Origin of the sequence: Streptomyces sp. G-G2 (genome assembly GCF_030063135.1) — a bacterium.
Lineage (GTDB): Bacteria > Actinomycetota > Actinomycetes > Streptomycetales > Streptomycetaceae > Streptomyces.
In genome coordinates this window covers 28,974-47,471 of the sequence record NZ_JASISO010000039.1, presented here as the reverse complement: position 1 = coordinate 47,471, position 18,498 = coordinate 28,974, and the positions used below count along the sequence as shown (strand labels likewise).

At 71.6% G+C, this 18,498-nt stretch carries 14 protein-coding genes; 6 read left to right on the top strand and 8 right to left on the bottom strand.

Annotated elements, in window-relative coordinates; translation table 11 throughout:
- Position 1: 1 nt before the first annotated feature.
- Complete coding sequence (locus QMF80_RS27340) at positions 2–1,204, top strand: MarP family serine protease (RefSeq protein ID WP_283457911.1); 1,203 nt, start codon at positions 2–4, stop codon at positions 1,202–1,204.
- A gap of 58 nt (positions 1,205–1,262) precedes the next feature.
- Here the strand turns inward: QMF80_RS27340 and QMF80_RS27335 are convergent, their stop codons facing one another.
- From QMF80_RS27335 to QMF80_RS27310, 6 genes are all read right to left on the bottom strand, one after another.
- Positions 1,263–1,442: a hypothetical protein gene (locus tag QMF80_RS27335; RefSeq protein ID WP_283457909.1), complete on the bottom strand. Its 180-nt coding sequence runs from the start codon at positions 1,440–1,442 to the stop codon at positions 1,263–1,265.
- Between the two features lie 111 nt (positions 1,443–1,553).
- Positions 1,554–2,516 carry an alpha/beta fold hydrolase gene (locus tag QMF80_RS27330; RefSeq protein ID WP_283457907.1) on the bottom strand — a complete coding sequence of 321 codons (963 nt, stop codon included), beginning with the start codon at positions 2,514–2,516 and terminating at the stop codon, positions 1,554–1,556.
- Positions 2,513–2,971, bottom strand: a complete 459-nt coding sequence (locus tag QMF80_RS27325; RefSeq protein ID WP_283457905.1) for a phage holin family protein — start codon at positions 2,969–2,971, stop codon at positions 2,513–2,515. The genes QMF80_RS27330 and QMF80_RS27325 overlap by 4 nt, the downstream gene beginning before the upstream one ends.
- A gap of 51 nt (positions 2,972–3,022) precedes the next feature.
- Positions 3,023–4,468, bottom strand: coding sequence for a Na+/H+ antiporter NhaA (gene nhaA, locus QMF80_RS27320; RefSeq protein WP_502962929.1), 1,446 nt, complete (start codon positions 4,466–4,468; stop codon positions 3,023–3,025).
- A gap of 207 nt (positions 4,469–4,675) precedes the next feature.
- On the bottom strand, positions 4,676–6,673 hold the full coding sequence (gene acs, locus QMF80_RS27315; RefSeq protein ID WP_283457994.1) for an acetate--CoA ligase: 1,998 nt from the start codon (positions 6,671–6,673) through the stop codon (positions 4,676–4,678).
- Between the two features lie 172 nt (positions 6,674–6,845).
- Positions 6,846–9,500 (bottom strand): SulP family inorganic anion transporter, encoded by a 2,655-nt coding sequence (locus tag QMF80_RS27310; protein WP_502962928.1) that lies wholly within the window; start codon positions 9,498–9,500, stop codon positions 6,846–6,848.
- Between the two features lie 244 nt (positions 9,501–9,744).
- Between QMF80_RS27310 and QMF80_RS27305 the strand changes: the two genes are divergently transcribed.
- Entirely contained in the window at positions 9,745–11,052 is a 1,308-nt protein-coding gene (locus tag QMF80_RS27305; protein WP_283457902.1) for a polysaccharide deacetylase family protein, read from the top strand.
- On the opposite strand, the gene QMF80_RS27300 is transcribed toward QMF80_RS27305, so the two are convergent.
- Positions 11,018–12,148: an ATP-binding protein gene (locus tag QMF80_RS27300; RefSeq protein ID WP_283457900.1), complete on the bottom strand. Its 1,131-nt coding sequence runs from the start codon at positions 12,146–12,148 to the stop codon at positions 11,018–11,020. The genes QMF80_RS27305 and QMF80_RS27300 overlap by 35 nt on opposite strands.
- 109 nt (positions 12,149–12,257) lie before the next feature.
- Between QMF80_RS27300 and QMF80_RS27295 the strand changes: the two genes are divergently transcribed.
- Positions 12,258–13,133 carry a Fic family protein gene (locus tag QMF80_RS27295; protein ID WP_283457898.1) on the top strand — a complete coding sequence of 292 codons (876 nt, stop codon included), beginning with the start codon at positions 12,258–12,260 and terminating at the stop codon, positions 13,131–13,133.
- A 547-nt stretch (positions 13,134–13,680) separates the two neighbouring features.
- Here the strand turns inward: QMF80_RS27295 and QMF80_RS27290 are convergent.
- Complete coding sequence (locus QMF80_RS27290; protein ID WP_283457896.1) at positions 13,681–14,556, bottom strand: HAD family hydrolase; 876 nt, start codon at positions 14,554–14,556, stop codon at positions 13,681–13,683.
- A 684-nt stretch (positions 14,557–15,240) separates the two neighbouring features.
- On the opposite strand from QMF80_RS27290, the gene ssd reads away from it, so the two are divergent.
- Genes ssd through QMF80_RS27275 form a run of 3 tightly spaced genes read left to right on the top strand, consistent with a single transcriptional unit; the run spans position 15,241 to position 18,493 of the window.
- Positions 15,241–16,464, top strand: coding sequence for a septum site-determining protein Ssd (gene ssd, locus QMF80_RS27285; RefSeq protein WP_283457894.1), 1,224 nt, complete (start codon positions 15,241–15,243; stop codon positions 16,462–16,464).
- Positions 16,461–17,609, top strand: a complete 1,149-nt coding sequence (locus QMF80_RS27280) for a TadA family conjugal transfer-associated ATPase (protein WP_283457893.1) — start codon at positions 16,461–16,463, stop codon at positions 17,607–17,609. The genes ssd and QMF80_RS27280 overlap by 4 nt, the downstream gene beginning before the upstream one ends.
- Positions 17,606–18,493 (top strand): type II secretion system F family protein, encoded by an 888-nt coding sequence (locus QMF80_RS27275; protein WP_283457890.1) that lies wholly within the window; start codon positions 17,606–17,608, stop codon positions 18,491–18,493. The genes QMF80_RS27280 and QMF80_RS27275 overlap by 4 nt, the downstream gene beginning before the upstream one ends.
- The last annotated feature ends 5 nt before the right edge of the window (positions 18,494–18,498 follow it).

Below are 18,498 nucleotides of genomic sequence, written 5' to 3'. Positions count from 1 at the left end.
CGTGAACGTGCTGGACATCCTGTTGCTGGTCGCCGCCGTATGGTTCGCGATCGTCGGCTACCGCCAAGGCTTCGTCGTCGGCATCCTGTCGGTGATCGGCTTCCTCGGCGGTGGTCTCATCGCCGTGTCCCTGCTCCCGATCGTCTGGGAACAAATGACGGACGACAAGGCCAAGGTGTCGACCACCATGGCCGTCGTCGCGGTGGTCGTCGTCATCGTCTGCGCATCGATCGGCCAGGCCTTCACCACGCACCTGGGCAACCGGCTGCGCCGCTACATCACCTGGTCACCGGCCCGGCTGGTCGACGCGACCGGCGGCGCCCTGGTGAACGTCATGGCCATGCTGCTGGTGGCGTGGCTGATCGGCTCCGCGCTGGCCGGGACCTCGCTGCCCACGCTGGGCAAGGAGGTCCGTAACTCCAAGGTGCTCCTCGGCGTGTCCCGGGTCCTGCCCAACCAGGCGAACACCTGGTTCTCGGACTTCAGTTCGGCGCTCGCGCAGAACGGTTTCCCGCAGGTCTTCAGCCCGTTCTCGAACGAGCCGATCACCGAGGTGAAGGCGCCCGACCCGGCGCTGGCCCACAGCCCGGTCGCGGACAACGCCAAGCGTTCCATCGTCAAGGTGGTCGGTACGGCGCCCAGTTGCAGCAAGGTCCTGGAGGGCTCCGGCTTCGTCTTCGCCCCCGGCAAGGTCATGACGAACGCGCACGTGGTCGGCGGGGTCGGCGAGCCGACCGTGCAGGTCGGCGGCGAGGGCAAGCTCTATGACGGCAAGGTCGTGCTCTACGACTGGGAGCGCGACATCGCCGTCCTGGACGTGCCCAAGCTGAAGGCGCCGCCGCTCGAATTCGCCGAGAAGGACGCGGCGAGCGGCTTCGACGCGATCGTCGCCGGGTTCCCGGAGAACGGCGCGTACGACGTCCGGGCGGCGCGCGTGCGCGGGCGCATCAACGCCAACGGCCCGGACATCTACCACCGGGGCACCGTCCGCCGCGACGTCTACTCGCTCTACGCGACGGTCCGTCAGGGCAACTCCGGCGGGCCGCTGCTGACGCCCGACGGCAAGGTGTACGGGGTCGTCTTCGCGAAGTCGCTCGACGATCCGAACACCGGGTACGCCCTGACGGCGGACGAGGTCCGCGACGACATCAGGAACGGGAAGACCGCGCAGCGCCGGGTCGACAGCCAGGGCTGCGCCCTCTAGAGCCGCGGGCGTCCCTCGCGGGGGACGGGGTCCGGCCGACGGGCCGGACCCGGCCCGTCTACGTACGCGGATGACGCAGGCGCGCAGAGACCCAGCGGGCCCTGCGGCGCAGGATGCGGGGAATTCCGAGTCGGGGGTCGTGGCCGTGGCTTTGCCGGCCCACCCTCTCGTGGGTGCCCGGCGCGGCGGCCGAGCCTCGTTCGCGTGCGGAGTCACCGTAGTCGTGCGTCCAGCCCATACCCCGACGTCTGCCCGTGCCCCAAGGTCCGTAATCGTGCGGGGGTGGGCCAATTGGCCTATGCGGCGGGCAAGTGAACGTTCATAGGACAAGCGTCCGGCTGAGGGACCGTCAGCGGTCGGGCTCGGGGTCTCCCAGCCAGTTCACCAGTTCGGTGGAGAAGGCGGCCGGGTCCTCCTCGTGCGGGAAGTGCCCCAGGCCGTCGAACAGCCTCCATCGGTACGGCGCTTCGACGTACTGCCCGGAACCGGCCGCGCTGCGCGTCCGCATCACCGGGTCGAGCGAGCCGTGCAGGTGCAGCGTCGGCACCCGTACCGGCCGCTTCATGCGGCGGTTGAACTGGAGCCCGTCCGGCCGGGCCATGGACCGCATCATCCAGCGGTAGGGCTCGATCGAGCAGTGCGCGGTGGAGGGGATGCACATCGCGCGCCGGTAGGCGTCGAGGGCCTTCTCGTCGACGCCCTCGCCCAGTCCCGGTCCCGACCACTCGCGGATCAGCTCGCCGACCAGCGCGCCCTCGTCGGCGACGAGCTGCCGCTCGGGGAGGAACGGCCGCTGGAAGCCCCAGATGTGCGAACTCGCGCGGGTCTGCCCGATGTCGGACAGCATCGCCGAGCGCCACCGGCGCGGGTGCGGCATCGAGGAGACCACGAGGCGGCGCACCAGCTTGGGCCGCATCACGGCGGCGGTCCAGGCCAGGTACCCGCCCAGGTCGTGGCCGACGAGCGCGGCGTCGGGCTCGCCGAGCGAGCGGATGACACCGGTGACGTCCAGGGCGAGGTTCGCGGGGTCGTAACCGCGCGGGGTGCGGTCGCTGCCGCCCACCCCGCGCAGGTCCATCGCGACCGCGCGGTAGCCCGCGTCGGCGAGCGCCACCAGCTGGTGGCGCCAGGTCCACCAGAACTGGGGGAAGCCGTGCAGCAGCAGGACCAGCGGCCCCTCGCCCAGCTCGGCCACATGGAAGCGGGCGCCGTTGGCGGCGACGTCCCGATGGGTCCACGGGCCGTCGATCCGCACCGTCGAGGCAGCCGAGGGGGGCGGGGTGCTGCTGGAATCCGGTGCGGGCGCTGTCATGAGGACGAGCGTGCCACACCCACCGCCTTGTCACTGACCGGCCGGGGGTGTGGCTTGACGGTCCCCATGAGCGCGGCCGTCTGCTTGACGGAGGCGATGGACCGCTCCGGCGGCTTGACCTTCTTGAACTTGGACACGGCGAGCAGCGCGAGCAGGCCCGCGATCAGCAGGAACGCTCCGCCGACGATCAGGAACGACCAGGCCAGACCGAGCCCGAGCGCGTGGATCCCGTACGCCGCCGCGAAACTCAGCACCGGCAGCGAGAAGATTCCGAGCACTCCGGCGATACCGATGGCGGTGCCACCGATACCCACGCGCTTGACGTCCTGGCGCAGTTCCGCTTTCGCGAGGGCGATCTCGTCGTGCACCAGGGCGGACATCTCGGCGGTGGCCGAGGCGACCAGCTGGCCGAGTGTGCGCTCGGCTCCCTGCGCCCCTTGGTCCACTGCGCTCATCGCTCTCTCCCTCATTCGTCTGCCGGTGACGGCTGTCCTCCGTCAGTCAGATCATGCCGGACGGCCGCCTCCGGCGGGGGACCCGGTGGTGTCCGCGGCGGCCGCTGTCGTCTCGGCTGCGGCGGCGGCTCCGGCCCGGCGGCGGTGTTCGGCCGCCTTGTCCTCGTAGATCTTCGCCATCCTCAGGTGGTACTCCGGCTTGTTCTCCTCGTAGATGTCCGGAATCCCGTCGAGGTCCTCGTCGCGGTCCTCGGCCTCGGTGAGTGCCTTGTACCTGCGGTTGCGGAGCTTGAGCATGATGCCCGCGAGGATGGCGGCGATCAGTGAGCCGATCAGGACGGCGGCCTTCACCTCGTCGGTGAGGAGCGGGTCGTCGGTGAAGGCGAGTTCGCCGATCAGCAGCGAGACGGTGAAGCCGATGCCCGCGAGCGAGGCGACCGCGAAGACGTCCGGCCAGGCGAGGTCGTCGTTCAGCTCGGCCTTGGTGAAGCGGGCGGCCAGCCAGGTGCCGCCGAAGATGCCGATGGTCTTGCCGACGACCAGGCCGAGGACCACACCGAGGGTCTCGGGCCGGGTGAAGACCTGCCCGATGGAGTCGTCGGAGAGGGAGACCCCCGCCGAGAAGAGGGCGAAGAGGGGGACCGCGAGACCGGCGGAGAGGGGCCGGATCACGTGCTCGATGTGCTCGCCGGGGGAGTGCCGCTCGCCGTCCTTGACGCTGCACCGGAGCATCAGGCCCATCGCGACACCGGCGATGGTGGCGTGCACCCCGCTGTTGTACATCAGGCCCCAGATGACCAGGGCGAGCGGGACGTAGACGTACCAGCCGCGGACGTCGCGGCGGAGCAGGAACCAGAAGAGGACCAGGCCGACGACGGCGCCGCCGAGGGCCAGGAAGTTGATGTCGCTGGTGAAGAACACCGCGATGATCATGATGGCGAACAGGTCGTCGACCACGGCCAGCGTCAGCAGGAACGCGCGCAGCGCGGACGGCAGCGAGGTGCCGATGACCGCGAGCACGGCCAGCGCGAAGGCGATGTCGGTGGCGGTCGGGACGGCCCATCCGTTGGTCGAGCCGTCGCCGAGGACGTTGACCAGTACGTAGACCAGCGCGGGGACCGCCATGCCGCAGAGGGCGGCGATGACGGGCAGGGCCGCGGCCTTGGCGTCACGGAGGTCGCCGGCGACCAGCTCGCGCTTCAGCTCGATGCCCGCGACGAAGAAGAAGATCGCGAGCAGGCCGTCGGCCGCCCAGTGCTGGAGCGAGAGGTCGAGGCCGAGGGAGGCGGGGCCGATGTGGAAGCCGCGGACGCTGTCGTAGCTGTCGGCCAGGGCGGGGATGTTGGCCCACATCAGGGCGGCGATCGCGGCCACGAGGAGCAGGACACCGCCGACCGTCTCGGCGCGCAGGGCGTCGGCCACGAACCGGCGCTCGGGGAGCGAGAGCCGGCCGAGGAGCTTGCGGTCGGACGGGTCGGTGGGGGTGGGCGCGGCCACGTGAGGACACCTCCGGGGTCGGTTGGACGGCATGGCGAAGCACGTTGCCGACCAGACTTCCCGGCGCACCCTGTGGTCACAATATTTACGCTCTCGGTACTTTACAGGGGTGCGGAGGGGATGTATCCGGCGATCATCACTTTATGTGCGAAAAGGGCGCCCGGCGCGTTGTGCGCCGGACGCCCTTCGGGTGGAACGGGGCCGGGATCAGTCCTCGCTGCCCGCCGCGGGCAGCTTGCTCTGGATCAGGTCCATGACCGAGGAATCCGCCAGGGTGGTGACGTCACCCACCGCGCGGTTCTCCGCCACGTCGCGCAGCAGACGGCGCATGATCTTGCCGGAGCGGGTCTTCGGCAGCTCCTGGACGGGCAGGATCCGCTTCGGCTTGGCGATCGGGCCGAGGGTGGCTCCCACGTGGTTGCGCAGCTCGGCGACCAGGGTGTCGGTCTCGGAGGCGGTGCCGCGCAGGATCACGAACGCCACGATGGCCTGGCCGGTGGTCTCGTCTACGGCGCCGACCACGGCCGCCTCGGCGACCGAGGGGTGCGAGACGAGCGCCGACTCGACCTCGGTGGTCGAGATGTTGTGGCCCGACACCAGCATCACGTCGTCGACCCGGCCGAGCAGCCAGATGTCGCCGTCGTCGTCCTTCTTGGCGCCGTCACCGGCGAAGTACTTGCCCGGGAAGCGGGACCAGTAGGTGTCGATGAACCGCTGGTCGTCGCCCCAGATGGTGCGCAGCATCGAGGGCCACGGCTCGGTGAGGACCAGGTAGCCGCCACCGCCGTGGGGGACCTCGTTGCCCTCGTCGTCCACGACGGTGGCGCCGATGCCGGGCAGCGCGCGCTGGGCCGAGCCGGGCTTGGTCTCGGTGACGCCGGGCAGCGGGGAGATCATCATGGCGCCGGTCTCGGTCTGCCACCACGTGTCGACGATCGGGCAGCGGTCACCGCCGATGTTCTTGCGGTACCACATCCAGGCCTCGGGGTTGATCGGCTCGCCGACCGACCCCAGCACGCGCAGGCTCGACAGGTCGAACTTCGCGGGGATGTCGTCGCCCCACTTCATGAACGTCCGGATGGCCGTCGGCGCGGTGTAGAGGATGGTGACGCCGTACTTCTGCACGACCTCCCAGAACCGGCCCTGGTGCGGGGTGTCCGGGGTGCCCTCGTACATCACCTGGGTGGCGCCGTTGGCGAGCGGCCCGTAGACGATGTAGGAGTGCCCGGTCACCCAGCCGATGTCGGCCGTGCACCAATAGACGTCGCTCTCCGGCTTGAGGTCGAAGACGGCGTTGTGGGTGTACGCCGCCTGCGTGAGGTAACCGCCGGAGGTGTGCAGGATGCCCTTCGGCTTCCCGGTGGTGCCCGAGGTGTAGAGGATGAAGAGCGGGTGCTCCGCGTCGAAGGCCTCGGGGGCGTGCTCGGCGGACTGGCGCCCGACGATGTCGTGCCACCAGACGTCCCGGCCCTCGGTGAAGGCGGTGTCCTGGCCGGTGCGCCGTACGACGAGCACGTGCTCGACCTGCGGACACTTGGCGACGGCTTCGTCGATGGCGGGCTTGAGCGCGGAGGGCTTGCCGCGGCGGTAGCCGCCGTCGGAGGTGATGACGAGCTTCGCGTCGGCGTCCTGGATGCGGGAGGCGACGGCGTCGGCGGAGAAACCGCCGAAGACCACGGAGTGGGCGGCGCCGACCCGGGCGCACGCGAGCATCGCGATGACGGCCTCGGGGATCATCGGCAGGTACACGGCGACCCGGTCGCCGGTCCGCACACCCAGCTCGGTCAGGGCGTTGGCGGCCCGGGAGACCTCGTCCTTGAGCTCGGCGTAGGTGATCGAGCGGCTGTCGCCGGGCTCGCCCTCGAAGTGGAGGGCCACCCGGTCGCCGTTGCCGGCCTCGACGTGGCGGTCCACGCAGTTGTAGGCGACGTTCAGCTTGCCGTCCGCGAACCACTTGGCGAAGGGCGGGTTGGTCCAGTCGAGCGTCTCGGTGGGCTCGACGGCCCAGCTCAGCCGACGAGCCTGCTCGGCCCAGAAGCCCAGCCTGTCCGCGTCGGCCTGTTCGTACGCCGCGGCCGTCACGTTGGCGGCGGTGGCCAGATCGGCGGGCGGTGCGAACCGCCGCTCCTCCTTGAGCAGGTTGGCCAGGCTGTCATTGCTCACGACATCTCCCTTTCCCAGGGTGTCCGTTGTGTCCCCGGGTATAGCTCATCAGGTCAGACACCCAGGTGACAAGCCCTTGCCGGAAATTGGTTTAGACCTATAGCACGGCTGGCTGGATGTCCCGACCCCTGGGCGGGCAGGCGCCGATGGCCCCTTCCCGCGACAGAGTGCGGGAAGAGGCCATCGAGGGGCTCGCGGAACGGAGCGTATCGGGTCACACGGGCGTGGCCGCCCGGGGTGAGGCAGGGGAATCCTGCTTGGCTGCTTTTGCCCCCTGGGTGTCCGGCCCGGTGTTCGGCTTGGCGCCCAGCATGCTGCCCAGCCTGAAGCCCGCCCTGGTGCTCAGCCTGGTGCCCGCCATGCTGCCCAGTCTGGTGTCCGGCCTGGTGTCCGGCCTGGGGTTCGCCCTGGCGTCCGTCCTGGCGTCCGTCCTGGCGTCCGGCAGGACGCTGTCGAAGACCCGGCAGTCGAAGAAGTCCTCGCCCTGCGAGAGCAGATAGGCCTGGGCCTCACCCACGTGGAAGTACATCCCGTGCAGCTCCAGGGTGCCCTCGGCCAGCCTGCGCGCCACCGAATCGTGGGCCCTGAGGTGCTCCAGCTGCTGCACCACATTGGTCAGGCACAGCTGCTCGACGGCGTCCGCGGGCAGCCTGCCCGAGATCCGGACCCAGGCGTGGTGACGGCTGGCCATCCGTTCCAGACTGGGCAGACCGTGCCGCAGCCAGCGCCGCAGCGGGGTCATCGGCGCCCCGGGCGAGGCAGTGAGCAGCGCCTGCATCGCCCCGCAGCCCGAGTGGCCGCAGACCGTGATGCTGTCCACCATGAGCACGTCCACGGCGTACTCGATGGCGGCCGCGACGGAGTCGTCCGTGGCCTCGGCGCCGGGCAGCGGGACCAGATTGCCGACATTGCGGACGGTGAACAGGTCGCCCGGGCCGCTGGCCGTGATCATGCTGGTGACCAGCCGGGAATCCGCGCAGGTGAGGAAGAGCTGCGAGGGGCGCTGGCCCTCGCGCGCCAGCCGGGCCAGCTCGTCCCGGACGTGGGGGGCGGTATCGCGCTGGAAGGCGCCGATCCCGCTGGCCAGCTGTCCGGCACCGCGACGCCGCTGCGCCGGACCGGGCCGCACCGCCCTGACGGGTCCCGCGGGTGCCGGGGGAGCGGCCTGCGCGGGAGGGCCCGCGAAGGGCGCCGCCTCCGAGAGCTCCACGGGCAGGTCCCCCGAACGGTTCGTCGAGGGGTCCTCCGCGTGGTCCTCCGGTGCCCGGTGGTCGCAGTGGTTCTGCCAGGGGGTCCAGGGCCGGCAGCAGTGGTGGGCACCGCGCTGCGTCCGGCCGGGCTCGCCGATCCTGGCCCCCGAGCGGCCGGTGACCTCCACCGAACCCCCGTGCGCGAGATGGGAGTCCTGCCAGTCCTGCAGGGTCTCGTAGGCGGCGTGGTCGATGAACGAACCGTCCAGCTCGATCACCGCGTGCCCGTGCTGCGGGATCTGGCCCAGCACCCGGCTGAGCCGCGGGACCGCGAGGAAGGTCAACTGGCCGCGCGCCCACACCCGGTGGACCCGTCCGTCGTCCTGTACTTCCATGGTGATCCGGGTACGCGCCAGCCGGTGCAGGGCGATGGCGACGGCGACCGCGACCCCGATGGCCACCCCTTCGAGCACCCCGCCGAGCACCACGGCCGTGAGGGTGGTGAGGTAGACGATGATCTCGCGATGGCGGCTGACGCTGCGCAGGTGCCTGATGCCGGCCATCTGTACGCCGACGGTCATGACGAGGGCGGCCAGCGCGGCCAGCGGGATCAGGTCGAGGACGGGTACGAGCAGCCCCGCCGCGAGCAGCACCCAGAGCCCGTGCAGCATCGACGACCTCCGGCTGACCGCGCCGGACTTGACGTTGGCCACGCTGCGGGTGGCCCCGCCCGCGACGGGCAGCCCGCCCAATGCTCCGGAGACGATGTTGGCCACGCCCTGGCCGCGCAGTTCCCGGTCCAGGTCGGCGCGCGGCGGGCGGTCCCCCGTAACGCGGCTGGAGGCGATCAGCTTGTCGGTGGCGACGGCGGACAGCAGTGATTCCACACTGCCGACCAGAGTGACGGTCAGTACCGCCGCGAGGATGCCGAGGACGGGCCCCTCGGGCAGCGCGGGCAGGACGTGGTCGCGCCAGGACGGCAGGTCGACCCGGGGCAGGGAGAGCCCGGCGAACGCCGCGAAGGCGGTGGCCGCGGCGACCGCGCCGAGCGCCGCCGGAACCTTGCGCAGCGCCCGCCCGGCCCGCCCGGGGAGCCGGGTCCAGCCGAAGAGCACGGTCAGGGTGAGCGCGCTGACGGCGAGCGCGGCGGGGTGTGGCGCGGCCAACTGGGCGGGCAGGCCCTGGATGTTGGCCACGGCGGAGCTCTGCGGAGTGCCGCCGAGCACGATGTGGAGTTGGGCGAGCGCGATCGTCACACCGACGCCCGCGAGCATCCCGTGCACGACGGACGGGCTGACCATGAGCGCCGAGCGGGCGGTGCGCAGCAGGGCCAGGGCGAGCTGGCAGAGCCCGGCGAGCACGGTGATCGCACAGGTGGTGCGCCAGCCGTAGTGCTGGATCAACCCGGCGGTCACGACGGTCAGCCCGCCGGCGGGACCGCTCACCTGGAGCGGGGCTCCGCCGAGCCGTCCGGCGATGATCCCGCCGACGGCGGCGGCCACGAGACCGGCCTGGAGGGGGGAACCGGTGGCGAGGGCGACGCCCAGGGAGAACGGCAGGGCGATCAAGAAGACGGCGACGGAGGCGGACAGGTCGGCCGTGAACCGGGGCGGGATCCGGGGCGACATGCGAGACGGCGGTGCGGGCTGGTCGGTGCGCGTGGGGGCGCTGGGGGTCATTTCCCGTCTCCTCTGGGGGCAGGGGTGAAGCGGCGGGAGTATCAACACTCGGTAAATGGATGGTAATGCAGAGTAAAGTCCATGGCCAGACATAGGGGTTAAATGGTCTACGAATTAACCCTCAAGGGTGATTAAGCATTTAGTCGGGCTTGTCATACCTTTCCCGGAGTGGTGCCCATGCGACGTTTCAGCCCGAACGCGGAACGTGCGGAACACCGAAACGGGCAAGGGATGAGGTGGGCGGATGATGGCCGCCACGAAGAAGATCGCCGGCGGCCTGGTCGCCACGGCGCTGGTCCTGGGCGTGACCGGGTGCAGCGCCTCGGAGCCGGCCAAGCGCATCGGCGCCGCGGGCAGCCAGGCCAAGAAGGGCGCCGCCGCGCCGGAAGCCCCGGGCAGCGTCCTGCGGATGATCGGCGACGGCTCGACCTCGTACACCGGCACGCAGCCGAACGTGGGCAAGCCGGAAAAGCTGAAGCCCGGCGAGAAGCCCCCGCAATTCGTCGTCTTCTCCTGGGACGGGGCGGGCGAGGACAGTCAGAAACTCTTCTCGCACTTCCGCGGGGTCGGCAAGCAGTACAACGCGCGGATGACGTATTTCCTCAGCGGCGTCTACATGCTCCCCGAGGAGAAGCGTTCCCTCTACACCGCACCTCAGCACGCACCGGGCCGCTCCGACATCGGGTTCGGTGACCTCCAGGGCATCAAGGACACCGCCGAGCAGGTCCGCGGTGCCTGGCTGGAGGGCAACGAGATCGGCACCCACTTCAACGGCCACTTCTGCGGTCCCGAGGGCGGCGTCGGCACCTGGTCGGTCGACGAGTGGAAGAGCGAGATCAACCAGGCCAAGTCCTTCGTCAAGTCCTGGAAGACGAACACGCCGGGCCTCAAGCAGGAGAAGGCGCTCCCCTTCGACTACGACAAGGAGCTGATCGGCGCCCGCACCCCCTGCCTCGAGGGCCAGAAGAACTTCATGCTGGCGGCGAAGGACATGGGCTTCCGCTACGACTCCAGCGGGATCAGCAAGCAGATCTGGCCCAAGAAGACGGACGGCCTGTGGGACCTGCCGCTCCAACTGGTGCCCATGCCGGGCCGGGCGTTCGAAACGCTCAGCATGGACTACAACTACCTGGTCAACCAGTCCGGTACGACCACCCAGGGCGACCCCTCGCAGCACGCCTACTGGGGTGAGCAGATGCGCGACGGCCTGATGAAGGCCTTCGACCGCGTCTACCAGGGCAACCGCGCGCCGATGATCATCGGCAACCACTTCGAGTCCTGGAACGGCGGCACCTACATGCGCGCCGTCGAGGACTCCATCAAGGGCATGTGCACGCAGAAGGAGGTCCGCTGCGTCACGTTCCGCGAGCTGGCCGACTGGCTGGACGCGCAGGACCCCAAGACCCTGGAGTGGATGCGCACCCTCGACGTCGGCCAGACGCCGAAGGAGGGCTGGCCGAAGTTCCTGACGACCGGTCCGGCCACTCCGCCCTCCGCTCCCGCGGCGCCCGCGGGCGTCAAGCCGGCTGCGGAGTCGGCAGAGGAGAACTGAACGACCCGTCGGCGGCCTCCTCCGAGTCCTCCTCGGAGCACTCGCTGACGGACCCGCCGACGGTCTCGCCGACCTGCTGATCCCCGGCGGCTTCGCCGGGCCGCTGTTGGCCGAGCCGTTCGTGCAGGACGAAATCGGGGTCGATCTGGTCCGCCAGGTCGGCCCCGGTCTTGGCGTTGCCCCAGCTCTCGGCGTTCTTCCGGTGGAAGTGCACCATCTGTTCGGTGTACCGGGCCCAGTCGCGCCCGGCGTACGAGTCGTCCGCCGCGTCCTGGAGGGTCTGCAGGGCCAGCCGGTTGGTCGCCTCCAGCAGGTCGAAGGGAGCGGGACGGCCCTTCTCCATCGACCGGACCCAGTCCGAGTGCCCGACGGTGACGAGCAGGTCGTCACCGACCTCGGCGCGCAGGAAGTCGACGTCGTCCTGTCCCTGCACCTTGTTCCCGACGACCTTGAGCGTGATCCCGAAGTTCCGCGCGTACTCCTTGTACTGGCGGTAGACGGAGACGCCCTTGAGGGTCGGCTCGGCGACCAGGAAGGTCATGTCGAAGCGGGTGAACATGCCCGAGGCGAAGGAGTCCGACCCGGCCGTCATGTCGACGACGACGTACTCGTCGGGCCCGTCCACGAGGTGGTTCAGGCAGAGTTCGACCGCCCCGACCTTCGAGTGGTAGCAGGCCACGCCCAGATCGGATTCCGTGAAGGGGCCGGTGGCCATGAGCCGGACGTACTCGACGTCGCCCTCCTCGTGGCCGTCGAGGTTGACGGTGCGGGCGCACGCGTCGTAGACCGGGTTGTCCTCGGCGACGCGCAGCAGGCGGGATCCGGCGCCGGGTGGGGTGGTCTTGATCATCGCGTCGGCGGAGCTGATGCGGGGATTGGAGCCGCGCAGGTAATCCTTGATCAGGGGCAGGTGCGCGCCCATGGCGGGCATCGCGGCGGCCTCTTCCTCGGTGAGGCCGAGCGCGGCCCCGAGGTGCTGGTTGATGTCGGCGTCCACCGCGACGACGGGGGCCTCATTGGCTGCGAGGTGGCGGATGAAGAGGGAGGACAGCGTGCTCTTGCCGCTGCCGCCCTTTCCCACGAAAGCGATCTTCATGTTCACCAAGCGTAGTCGGTTGGTTGCGTGACGTGGTCGATGTGAGTGAAGAAGACCACTCCAAGGAGGGGTCGGTGCTATGGGTGGGCAGTGCGTAGGCTCCCTACTTATGAGTAGTGCTACTGACCCGCTGGTCGCCCTGGCCTCGCTTCCCGGTGTTCCGGACGCGGTCGACTCCGTACGCAGGGCCGTGGACCGGGTCTACGGACACCGGGTGATGCGTCGGCGCGCCGGGGAGATCACCTCGGAGGCCGCGCTGCGGGCGGCGCGCGGCAGTGCGGCGCTCTCCGGCGCGGACTGGGCCTTGGAGGAGGTTCGGCGGCGCAGCGACTTCAGCCTGGACGCGCAGGCGCGGACCGTGGGTGCGGCGCTGCGGCTCACCGCCGAGGCCGGGCAGCTGCTGAGTATCTGGCGGCAGTCGCCGATGCGCGTGCTGGCGCGGCTGCACCTGGTGGCGGTGGGGCAGGTGGGCGCGGGAGCGGGTCTGGGTGCGGGTGCCGATTCGGCCGCAGGTTCTGGTTTTGGCTCGGGGGACACGGTGGGGCGCCCTCGGCTGGCGGGTGAGCCGGTGGACGAGCCGCTGGTGGAGCTGCCGCTGCCGGACGCGGTCGAGGTCGCGGGACGGCTGGAGGGGCTGTCCGGGCTGATCATCGGCGGGAGTTCGGCTCCGGCGCTGGTCACGGCGGCGGTGGTGCACGGCGAACTGCTCGCGCTGCGGCCCTTCGGTACGTACAACGGCCTGGTCGCGCGCGCCGCCGAGCGGATCGTGCTCATCAACAGCGGCCTGGACCCGAAGGCGATCTGCCCGGCCGAGGTGGGGCACGCCGAACAGGGTGCGGCGGCGTACCTCGCGGCGTTCGAGGGCTATGTGTCCGGAACCCCGCAGGGGATGGCGGCCTGGATCGCGCACTGCGGCCGGGCGGTCGAACTCGGTGTCCGTGAGTCGACGGCTGTCTGCGAGGCGCTCCAGCGCGGCGCCGCCTGAGGGTTCGGGGCGGGAACGGCCCGAAAACGGCCGTCAAGGCGCTTGTGGGGCGCTCGGAAGGCGCCGGGGCGCCGGGGAGGGGCCTGCGCGGAGGCGAAAAAAGGGTTGCGGCGACACCGTCTTGCTTTGGTGTCGCCGCTGGCATTCACGCCCAGTTACCAAGCGTCCTCGATGTATGCCCATCAGGTCGGGAACTTTGCCCGTTACCTGGTGCGGCTGGCCCGTAATCGACGGGTCGACGTCGCGTGGGTGCTCGGCGTTCATGCGTCATGCTCGGTCCGTGGGCCTTACTGCGGTTAAAGATGATCCTCTCGGATGTTCTTTGGTCTCGCGGGCCGTTGACTCATTTGTACCCCGCTTCCGAAGTAAGCGGAACCCCTAGCCTCACTTCTTTACTTTCCGGGACGAGCCGGGGCGAACCGGACAGGGTGTTTCTGGGCTGGTCAGCACCCCCGGCCTGGCTCGTGGCCGCCCCCGGCTCGGCTTTGGGCGGGCCGGGGTGGGGGCGGGGTGGAGGTGGAGCGGGGGTCGGGCCGGGGTGGTCGGGTCAGGCCGAGGTGATGGCCGCGAGGGCGCCCGCACGGCGGCGGCCGGCGTACCAGACCAGGCCCGCCGTGACCGCGGCGGCGCCCACGGCCGCCGCCGCGATGAGCGCGGGACGCGGCGGCATCGACAGTCCGGGCAGCCGCTGCTTGAGCCGGACCGGCCGGTTGAAGACCAGTACGGGCCACTCGCGGGCGATCGCCTCGCGGCGCAACGCCCGGTCGGGGTTGACCGCGTGCGGGTGGCCGACCGCCTCCAGCATCGGGATGTCCGTCGCCGAGTCGCTGTAGGCGTAGCACCGCGCGAGGTCGTAGCCCTCGGACTCGGCCAACTCCCTTACGGCTTCGGCCTTGGTGGGACCGTAGGCGTAGTAGTCGATCTCGCCCGTGAAGCAGCCGTCCTCGCCGACCACCATGCGCGTGGCGACGACCCGGTCGGCGCCGAGCATCTCGCCGATCGGCTCGACCACCTCCGCGCCGGAGGTGGACACGATCACCACGTCGCGGCCCGCGGTGTGGTGGGCCTCGATGAGTGACGCTGCCTCGTCGTAGATGATCGGATCGATGAGGTCGTGCAGGGCTTCGGCGACGATCTCCCGTACTTGCTGCACGTTCCACCCCTTGCAGAGGGCGGAGAGGTACTCCCGCATCCGCTCCATCTGGTCGTGGTCGGCGCCGCCGGCCAGGAAGATGAACTGGGTGTAGGCGGTGCGCAGCACCGCTCGCCGGTTGATCAGGCCGCCCTGGTAGAAGGACTTGCTGAACGTCAGCGTGCTCGACTTCGCAATGACCGTCTTGTCCAGGTCGAAGAAGGCGGCGGTGCGAGGCGAGGAGTGCGGCAAGGGCTGATTTTCCACGTGCCGAGCATATGCGCCCACCATTCGGCGTAAGGGTGTGGCGCGTGGGTTTGCCTGAGAGGCCTCTCGGGTACACCATGGAAGTCACGGATCGTTCGCGACCGTGCTAACCCGGTCTGGCTCCTCCCCCCCCGAGTCGGACCGTGGGGACGACCCCCGCTCTCCCCCCCGGCGGGGGTCGTCGCATGTCCGGACGCGGTTCGCGTTCCTGCCTTCGGCCCCAAGTGATCATTCCTCTGGCTCCCCTTGCTCGGTGGGCCTGCGTGGCGAAGGCCCTCACTTCATCGAACTCGTGACGCTGCGTAGTTGTTCCGGCGCGCTCTGGAACTCACCCTTGTGGGTGTCGGAGTTATTCACAGGCATCTTCTTATCCACAGTTTTCGACCAAGATCCACTTGATATCCCCTCCTCGCCGCACGGTGATTCCGGGCGTGAAGTCCACGGCCCGGGATTTGCGGTGAGAAAGGGGTGGGGATCATGGCTGGATCGTTCGCCGGATCGGCACACGCGTCGACGCACGGATCGGCACACGGGTCTGGGTACGGGCCGGTTCCCGGGTCGGCTTCCGTTCCGAGGGGCGGTACGAGGAGCGGTGCGCGGGCCCGTGTGAAGGCCGCGCGCGGGGGGCGTGGACGCGGGGCGCCGGGGGCCGGGGCTCCGGATGCCGGATGGCCCGGTGGGACGTCCGGTCCGGGACGTGGAGCGGCGGTGCCCGCCGGGGTCCGGACGGCCGTGGGCGGGGGGAGGCCGCTGATCATCACGGAGGATCCGCTGCTGCTCGACGATCTGCTGCGGCTGTGCGCCGCCGCGGGGGCCGAGCCCCACGTGGACCACGGGGGGCTCGTGGCGCCCGCGGTGCCACCCGTGGCCGCGGTGTCCGCGGTGAGCGGCGCGGGGCGACCCGCCGGGGGTGACGGGACCGATGGGGGCCGGACGGCCGACGGGCTCGACCGGGGCGTGGAGGACGGCCCGAAGGGAGGGGTGGGGTGGGAGTCGGCACCGCTCGTCCTGGTCGGGGACGACGCCGCCCGACGGCTGCGCGGGGCGCCCCGCAGGGCGGGAGTGCTCCTCGTCGGCCGGGATCTGGACGATCCGCGGGTCTGGCAGCGGGCGGTGGAGATCGGGGCCGAGGAGGTGATGCGGCTGCCGGACGCCGAGAGCAGGCTCGTCGACCGCATCGCCGATGTGGTGGAAGGTGCGGGGCGGCCCGCGCTCACGGTGGGGGTGATCGGCGGGAGCGGCGGGGCCGGAGCGTCCACGCTGGCCTGCGCCCTGGCGGTACGGGCTGCCGCGCTCGGGGAGCGGACCCTTCTCGTCGACGGCGATCCGCTGGGCGGCGGTATGGACGTGCTGCTCGGCGGTGAGGGCGCCGAGGGGCTCCGCTGGCCGGACTTCGCGGGCTCCCGGGGCCGGGTCGGCGCCGACGCGCTCGCCGAATCGCTCCCGGAACTGCACGCGTTGCGGGTGCTCAGCTGGGACCGCGGGGACCGGGTGGTGGTGCCGCCCGCCGCGATGCGCTCGGTGGTGGCCGCGGCGCGGCGCCGGGGCGGGGTGGTCGTGGTCGACCTTCCGCGGCGGGTCGACGAGGGCGTGGCCGAGGTGCTGGCCCAGCTGGACCTGGTGCTGCTGGTGGTGCCGGGCGAGTTGCGGGCGGTGGCCGCCGCGGGGCGGGTGGCTGCCGGGGTGCGGATGGTGGCCCGGGACGTGCGTGCGGTGGTCCGGGGGAGGCTCCCGGGCGGTCTGGACGCGGAGGCGGTGGCCGAGCTGCTGCGGGTGCCGCTGGCCGGTGAGGTGCCGCTGGAGGTGGGGCTGCCGGGGCGGGTGGCCGAAGGAGAGACACCGGGGGAGCGGGGCCGGGGTGCGCTGGCCCGGTTCTGCGACGGGTTCTGGGAGCGGGCGTTGGCCCCGTCCGGTCAGGGGGCGGCGGTATGAGCGCCGGGCTGCTGGAAGCGGTGCGGCAGCGGCTCGCGGAGAGCGGGGCGGAGCCGACCCCGGCCAGGGTGGCGGCGGCGCTGCGGGCCCAGGGGAGGCTGCTGGGGGACGCGGAAGTGCTCGGCGCGGCCGAGGAGTTGCGGTGCGAGCTGGTCGGCGCCGGGCCGCTGGAGGCGTTGCTGGCCGATCCGGAGGTGACGGATGTCCTGGTGGCGGCGCCGGACCGGGTGTGGGTGGACCGGGGCGGTGGGCTGGAGTTGACCTCGGTGACCTTCCCGGATGCCGAGGCGGTGCGCAGGCTCGCGCAGCGACTGGCCGCCGTCGCGGGCCGTCGGCTCGACGATGCGCGGCCCTGGGTGGACGCGAGGCTGCCGGACGGGACCCGGCTGCACGCGGTGCTGCCACCGGTCGCGGTGGGGTCGGCCTGTCTGTCGCTGCGAGTGGTGCGGCCGAGGGCGTTCACCCTGGACGAGCTGGTGGACGCGGGGACGCTGCCGCCGGGCGGGCATCGGCTGCTGCGGGCGCTGGTCGAGGCCCGGCTGTCGTTCCTGGTCTCCGGAGGCACCGGAACTGGGAAGACCACGCTGTTGAGCGCGTTGCTGGGGCTGGTCGGGCCGGGGGAGCGGATCGTGCTGGCCGAGGATTCGGCCGAGCTGCGTCCTGACCATCCCCATGTGGTGCGGCTGGAGGCACGGCCGGCGAACCAGGAGGGCGCGGGCCTGGTCACCCTGGCCGATCTGGTCCGTCAGGCGCTGCGGATGCGGCCGGACCGGCTCGTCGTGGGTGAGGTGCGGGGGGCCGAGGTGGCGGATCTGCTGGCCGCGCTCAATACGGGGCACGAAGGTGGCTGCGGGACGGTGCACGCCAATGCCGCCGCGCACGTCCCCGCCCGGATGGAGGCGCTCGGCACCGCCGCCGGACTCGACCGGGCCGCCCTGCACAGTCAGTTGGCGGCCGCGCTGTCCCTGGTGATCCATCTGGTCCGGGACCGGAACGGTCGGCGCCGGGTGGCCGAGGTGCACGTGCTGGAGCGGGACGGCGCCGGTCTGGTGGTGACGGTGCCCGCGCTGCGCTGGGGGGCGCGGGGTTTCGTCCGGGAGGCGGGCTGGGAACGGCTGCGGCCTCTGCTGGGAGGTGTGCGGTGAGCGCGGGGGCGCCGGTGGTGTCGGCTCCCGTGTTCGCCGCGGCGCTCTGCGCGGGGGCGGCGGCCTGGTTGCTGGCCGGGGGCGATCCGGTGCCGCGGCGGGCCCGGTTGATGCTGGCCGGGGCGGGTCCGGTGGTGCCGGGCGGGCCGGAGGCCCGGGAGCGGCTGGCCGTCGCGGTGCGGGTGGGGGTGGCGCGCTGGCGGGAGTGGGGCGCCCTAGCGGTCGGCCTGGTCCTCGCGGTACTGGGCGGCTCGGTGATTCCCCTGGTGGTGGGGGCGGTGGCGGTGCCCCTGGTGCGGCGGCTGCTGCGGGTCCGGCAGCGGGCCCGGGCCCGGGAGGCGCGGGCCGCGGAGGTGGTGGCCCTGTGCGGGGCCGTGGTGGGGGAGCTGCGCTCCGGGGCGCAACCGGGGCAGGCGCTGACGGCGGCGATGCGCCGGACCGTGTCCGGGCCGGGAGGTCCCGGCGCGGCGGAGACGGGGCTGCTGGCCGCTGCGGCGTTCGGCGGGGATGTCGCGGGGGCGCTGCGGCTGGCGGCCCGGGAGCCCGGCGCGGAGGGGCTGGCCGGGATGGCCGCCTGCTGGCGGGTGTCGGTGGACGGCGGCGCGGGGCTGGCCGCCGGGCTGGAGCGGCTGGAGGGGGCGTTGCGGGCGGAGCGGGACCGGGAGGAGTCGATGCGGGCGGAGCTGGCGGGGGCGCGGTCCACCGCGGTGGTGCTCGCGCTGTTGCCACTGGTCGGGCTGCTGATGGGGACCGGGTTGGGCGCCGATCCGTTATGGGTGCTGCTGCACACCCCGCTGGGGCTGGGGTGCCTGGTGGCGGGCGGGGTGCTGGAGGCGCTGGGACTGCTGTGGTGCCGACGGCTGATGCGGACGGGGGAGCGGTGATGGGA

Excerpts from the sequence above, each read along its gene's own strand:
- QMF80_RS27335 (WP_283457909.1), bottom strand. The coding sequence starts at position 1,442 with ATGGGCTGGACGCACGACTACGGTGACTCCGCACGCGAACGAGGCTCG.
- QMF80_RS27330 (WP_283457907.1), bottom strand. The coding sequence starts at position 2,516 with ATGACAGCGCCCGCACCGGATTCCAGCAGCACCCCGCCCCCCTCGGCT.
- QMF80_RS27325 (WP_283457905.1), bottom strand. The coding sequence starts at position 2,971 with ATGAGCGCAGTGGACCAAGGGGCGCAGGGAGCCGAGCGCACACTCGGC.
- QMF80_RS27310 (WP_502962928.1), bottom strand. The coding sequence starts at position 9,500 with ATGACCCCCAGCGCCCCCACGCGCACCGACCAGCCCGCACCGCCGTCT.
- QMF80_RS27305 (WP_283457902.1), top strand. The coding sequence starts at position 9,745 with ATGATGGCCGCCACGAAGAAGATCGCCGGCGGCCTGGTCGCCACGGCG.
- QMF80_RS27300 (WP_283457900.1), bottom strand. The coding sequence starts at position 12,148 with ATGAAGATCGCTTTCGTGGGAAAGGGCGGCAGCGGCAAGAGCACGCTG.
- QMF80_RS27295 (WP_283457898.1), top strand. The coding sequence starts at position 12,258 with ATGAGTAGTGCTACTGACCCGCTGGTCGCCCTGGCCTCGCTTCCCGGT.
- QMF80_RS27290 (WP_283457896.1), bottom strand. The coding sequence starts at position 14,556 with ATGGTGGGCGCATATGCTCGGCACGTGGAAAATCAGCCCTTGCCGCAC.
- QMF80_RS27280 (WP_283457893.1), top strand. The coding sequence starts at position 16,461 with ATGAGCGCCGGGCTGCTGGAAGCGGTGCGGCAGCGGCTCGCGGAGAGC.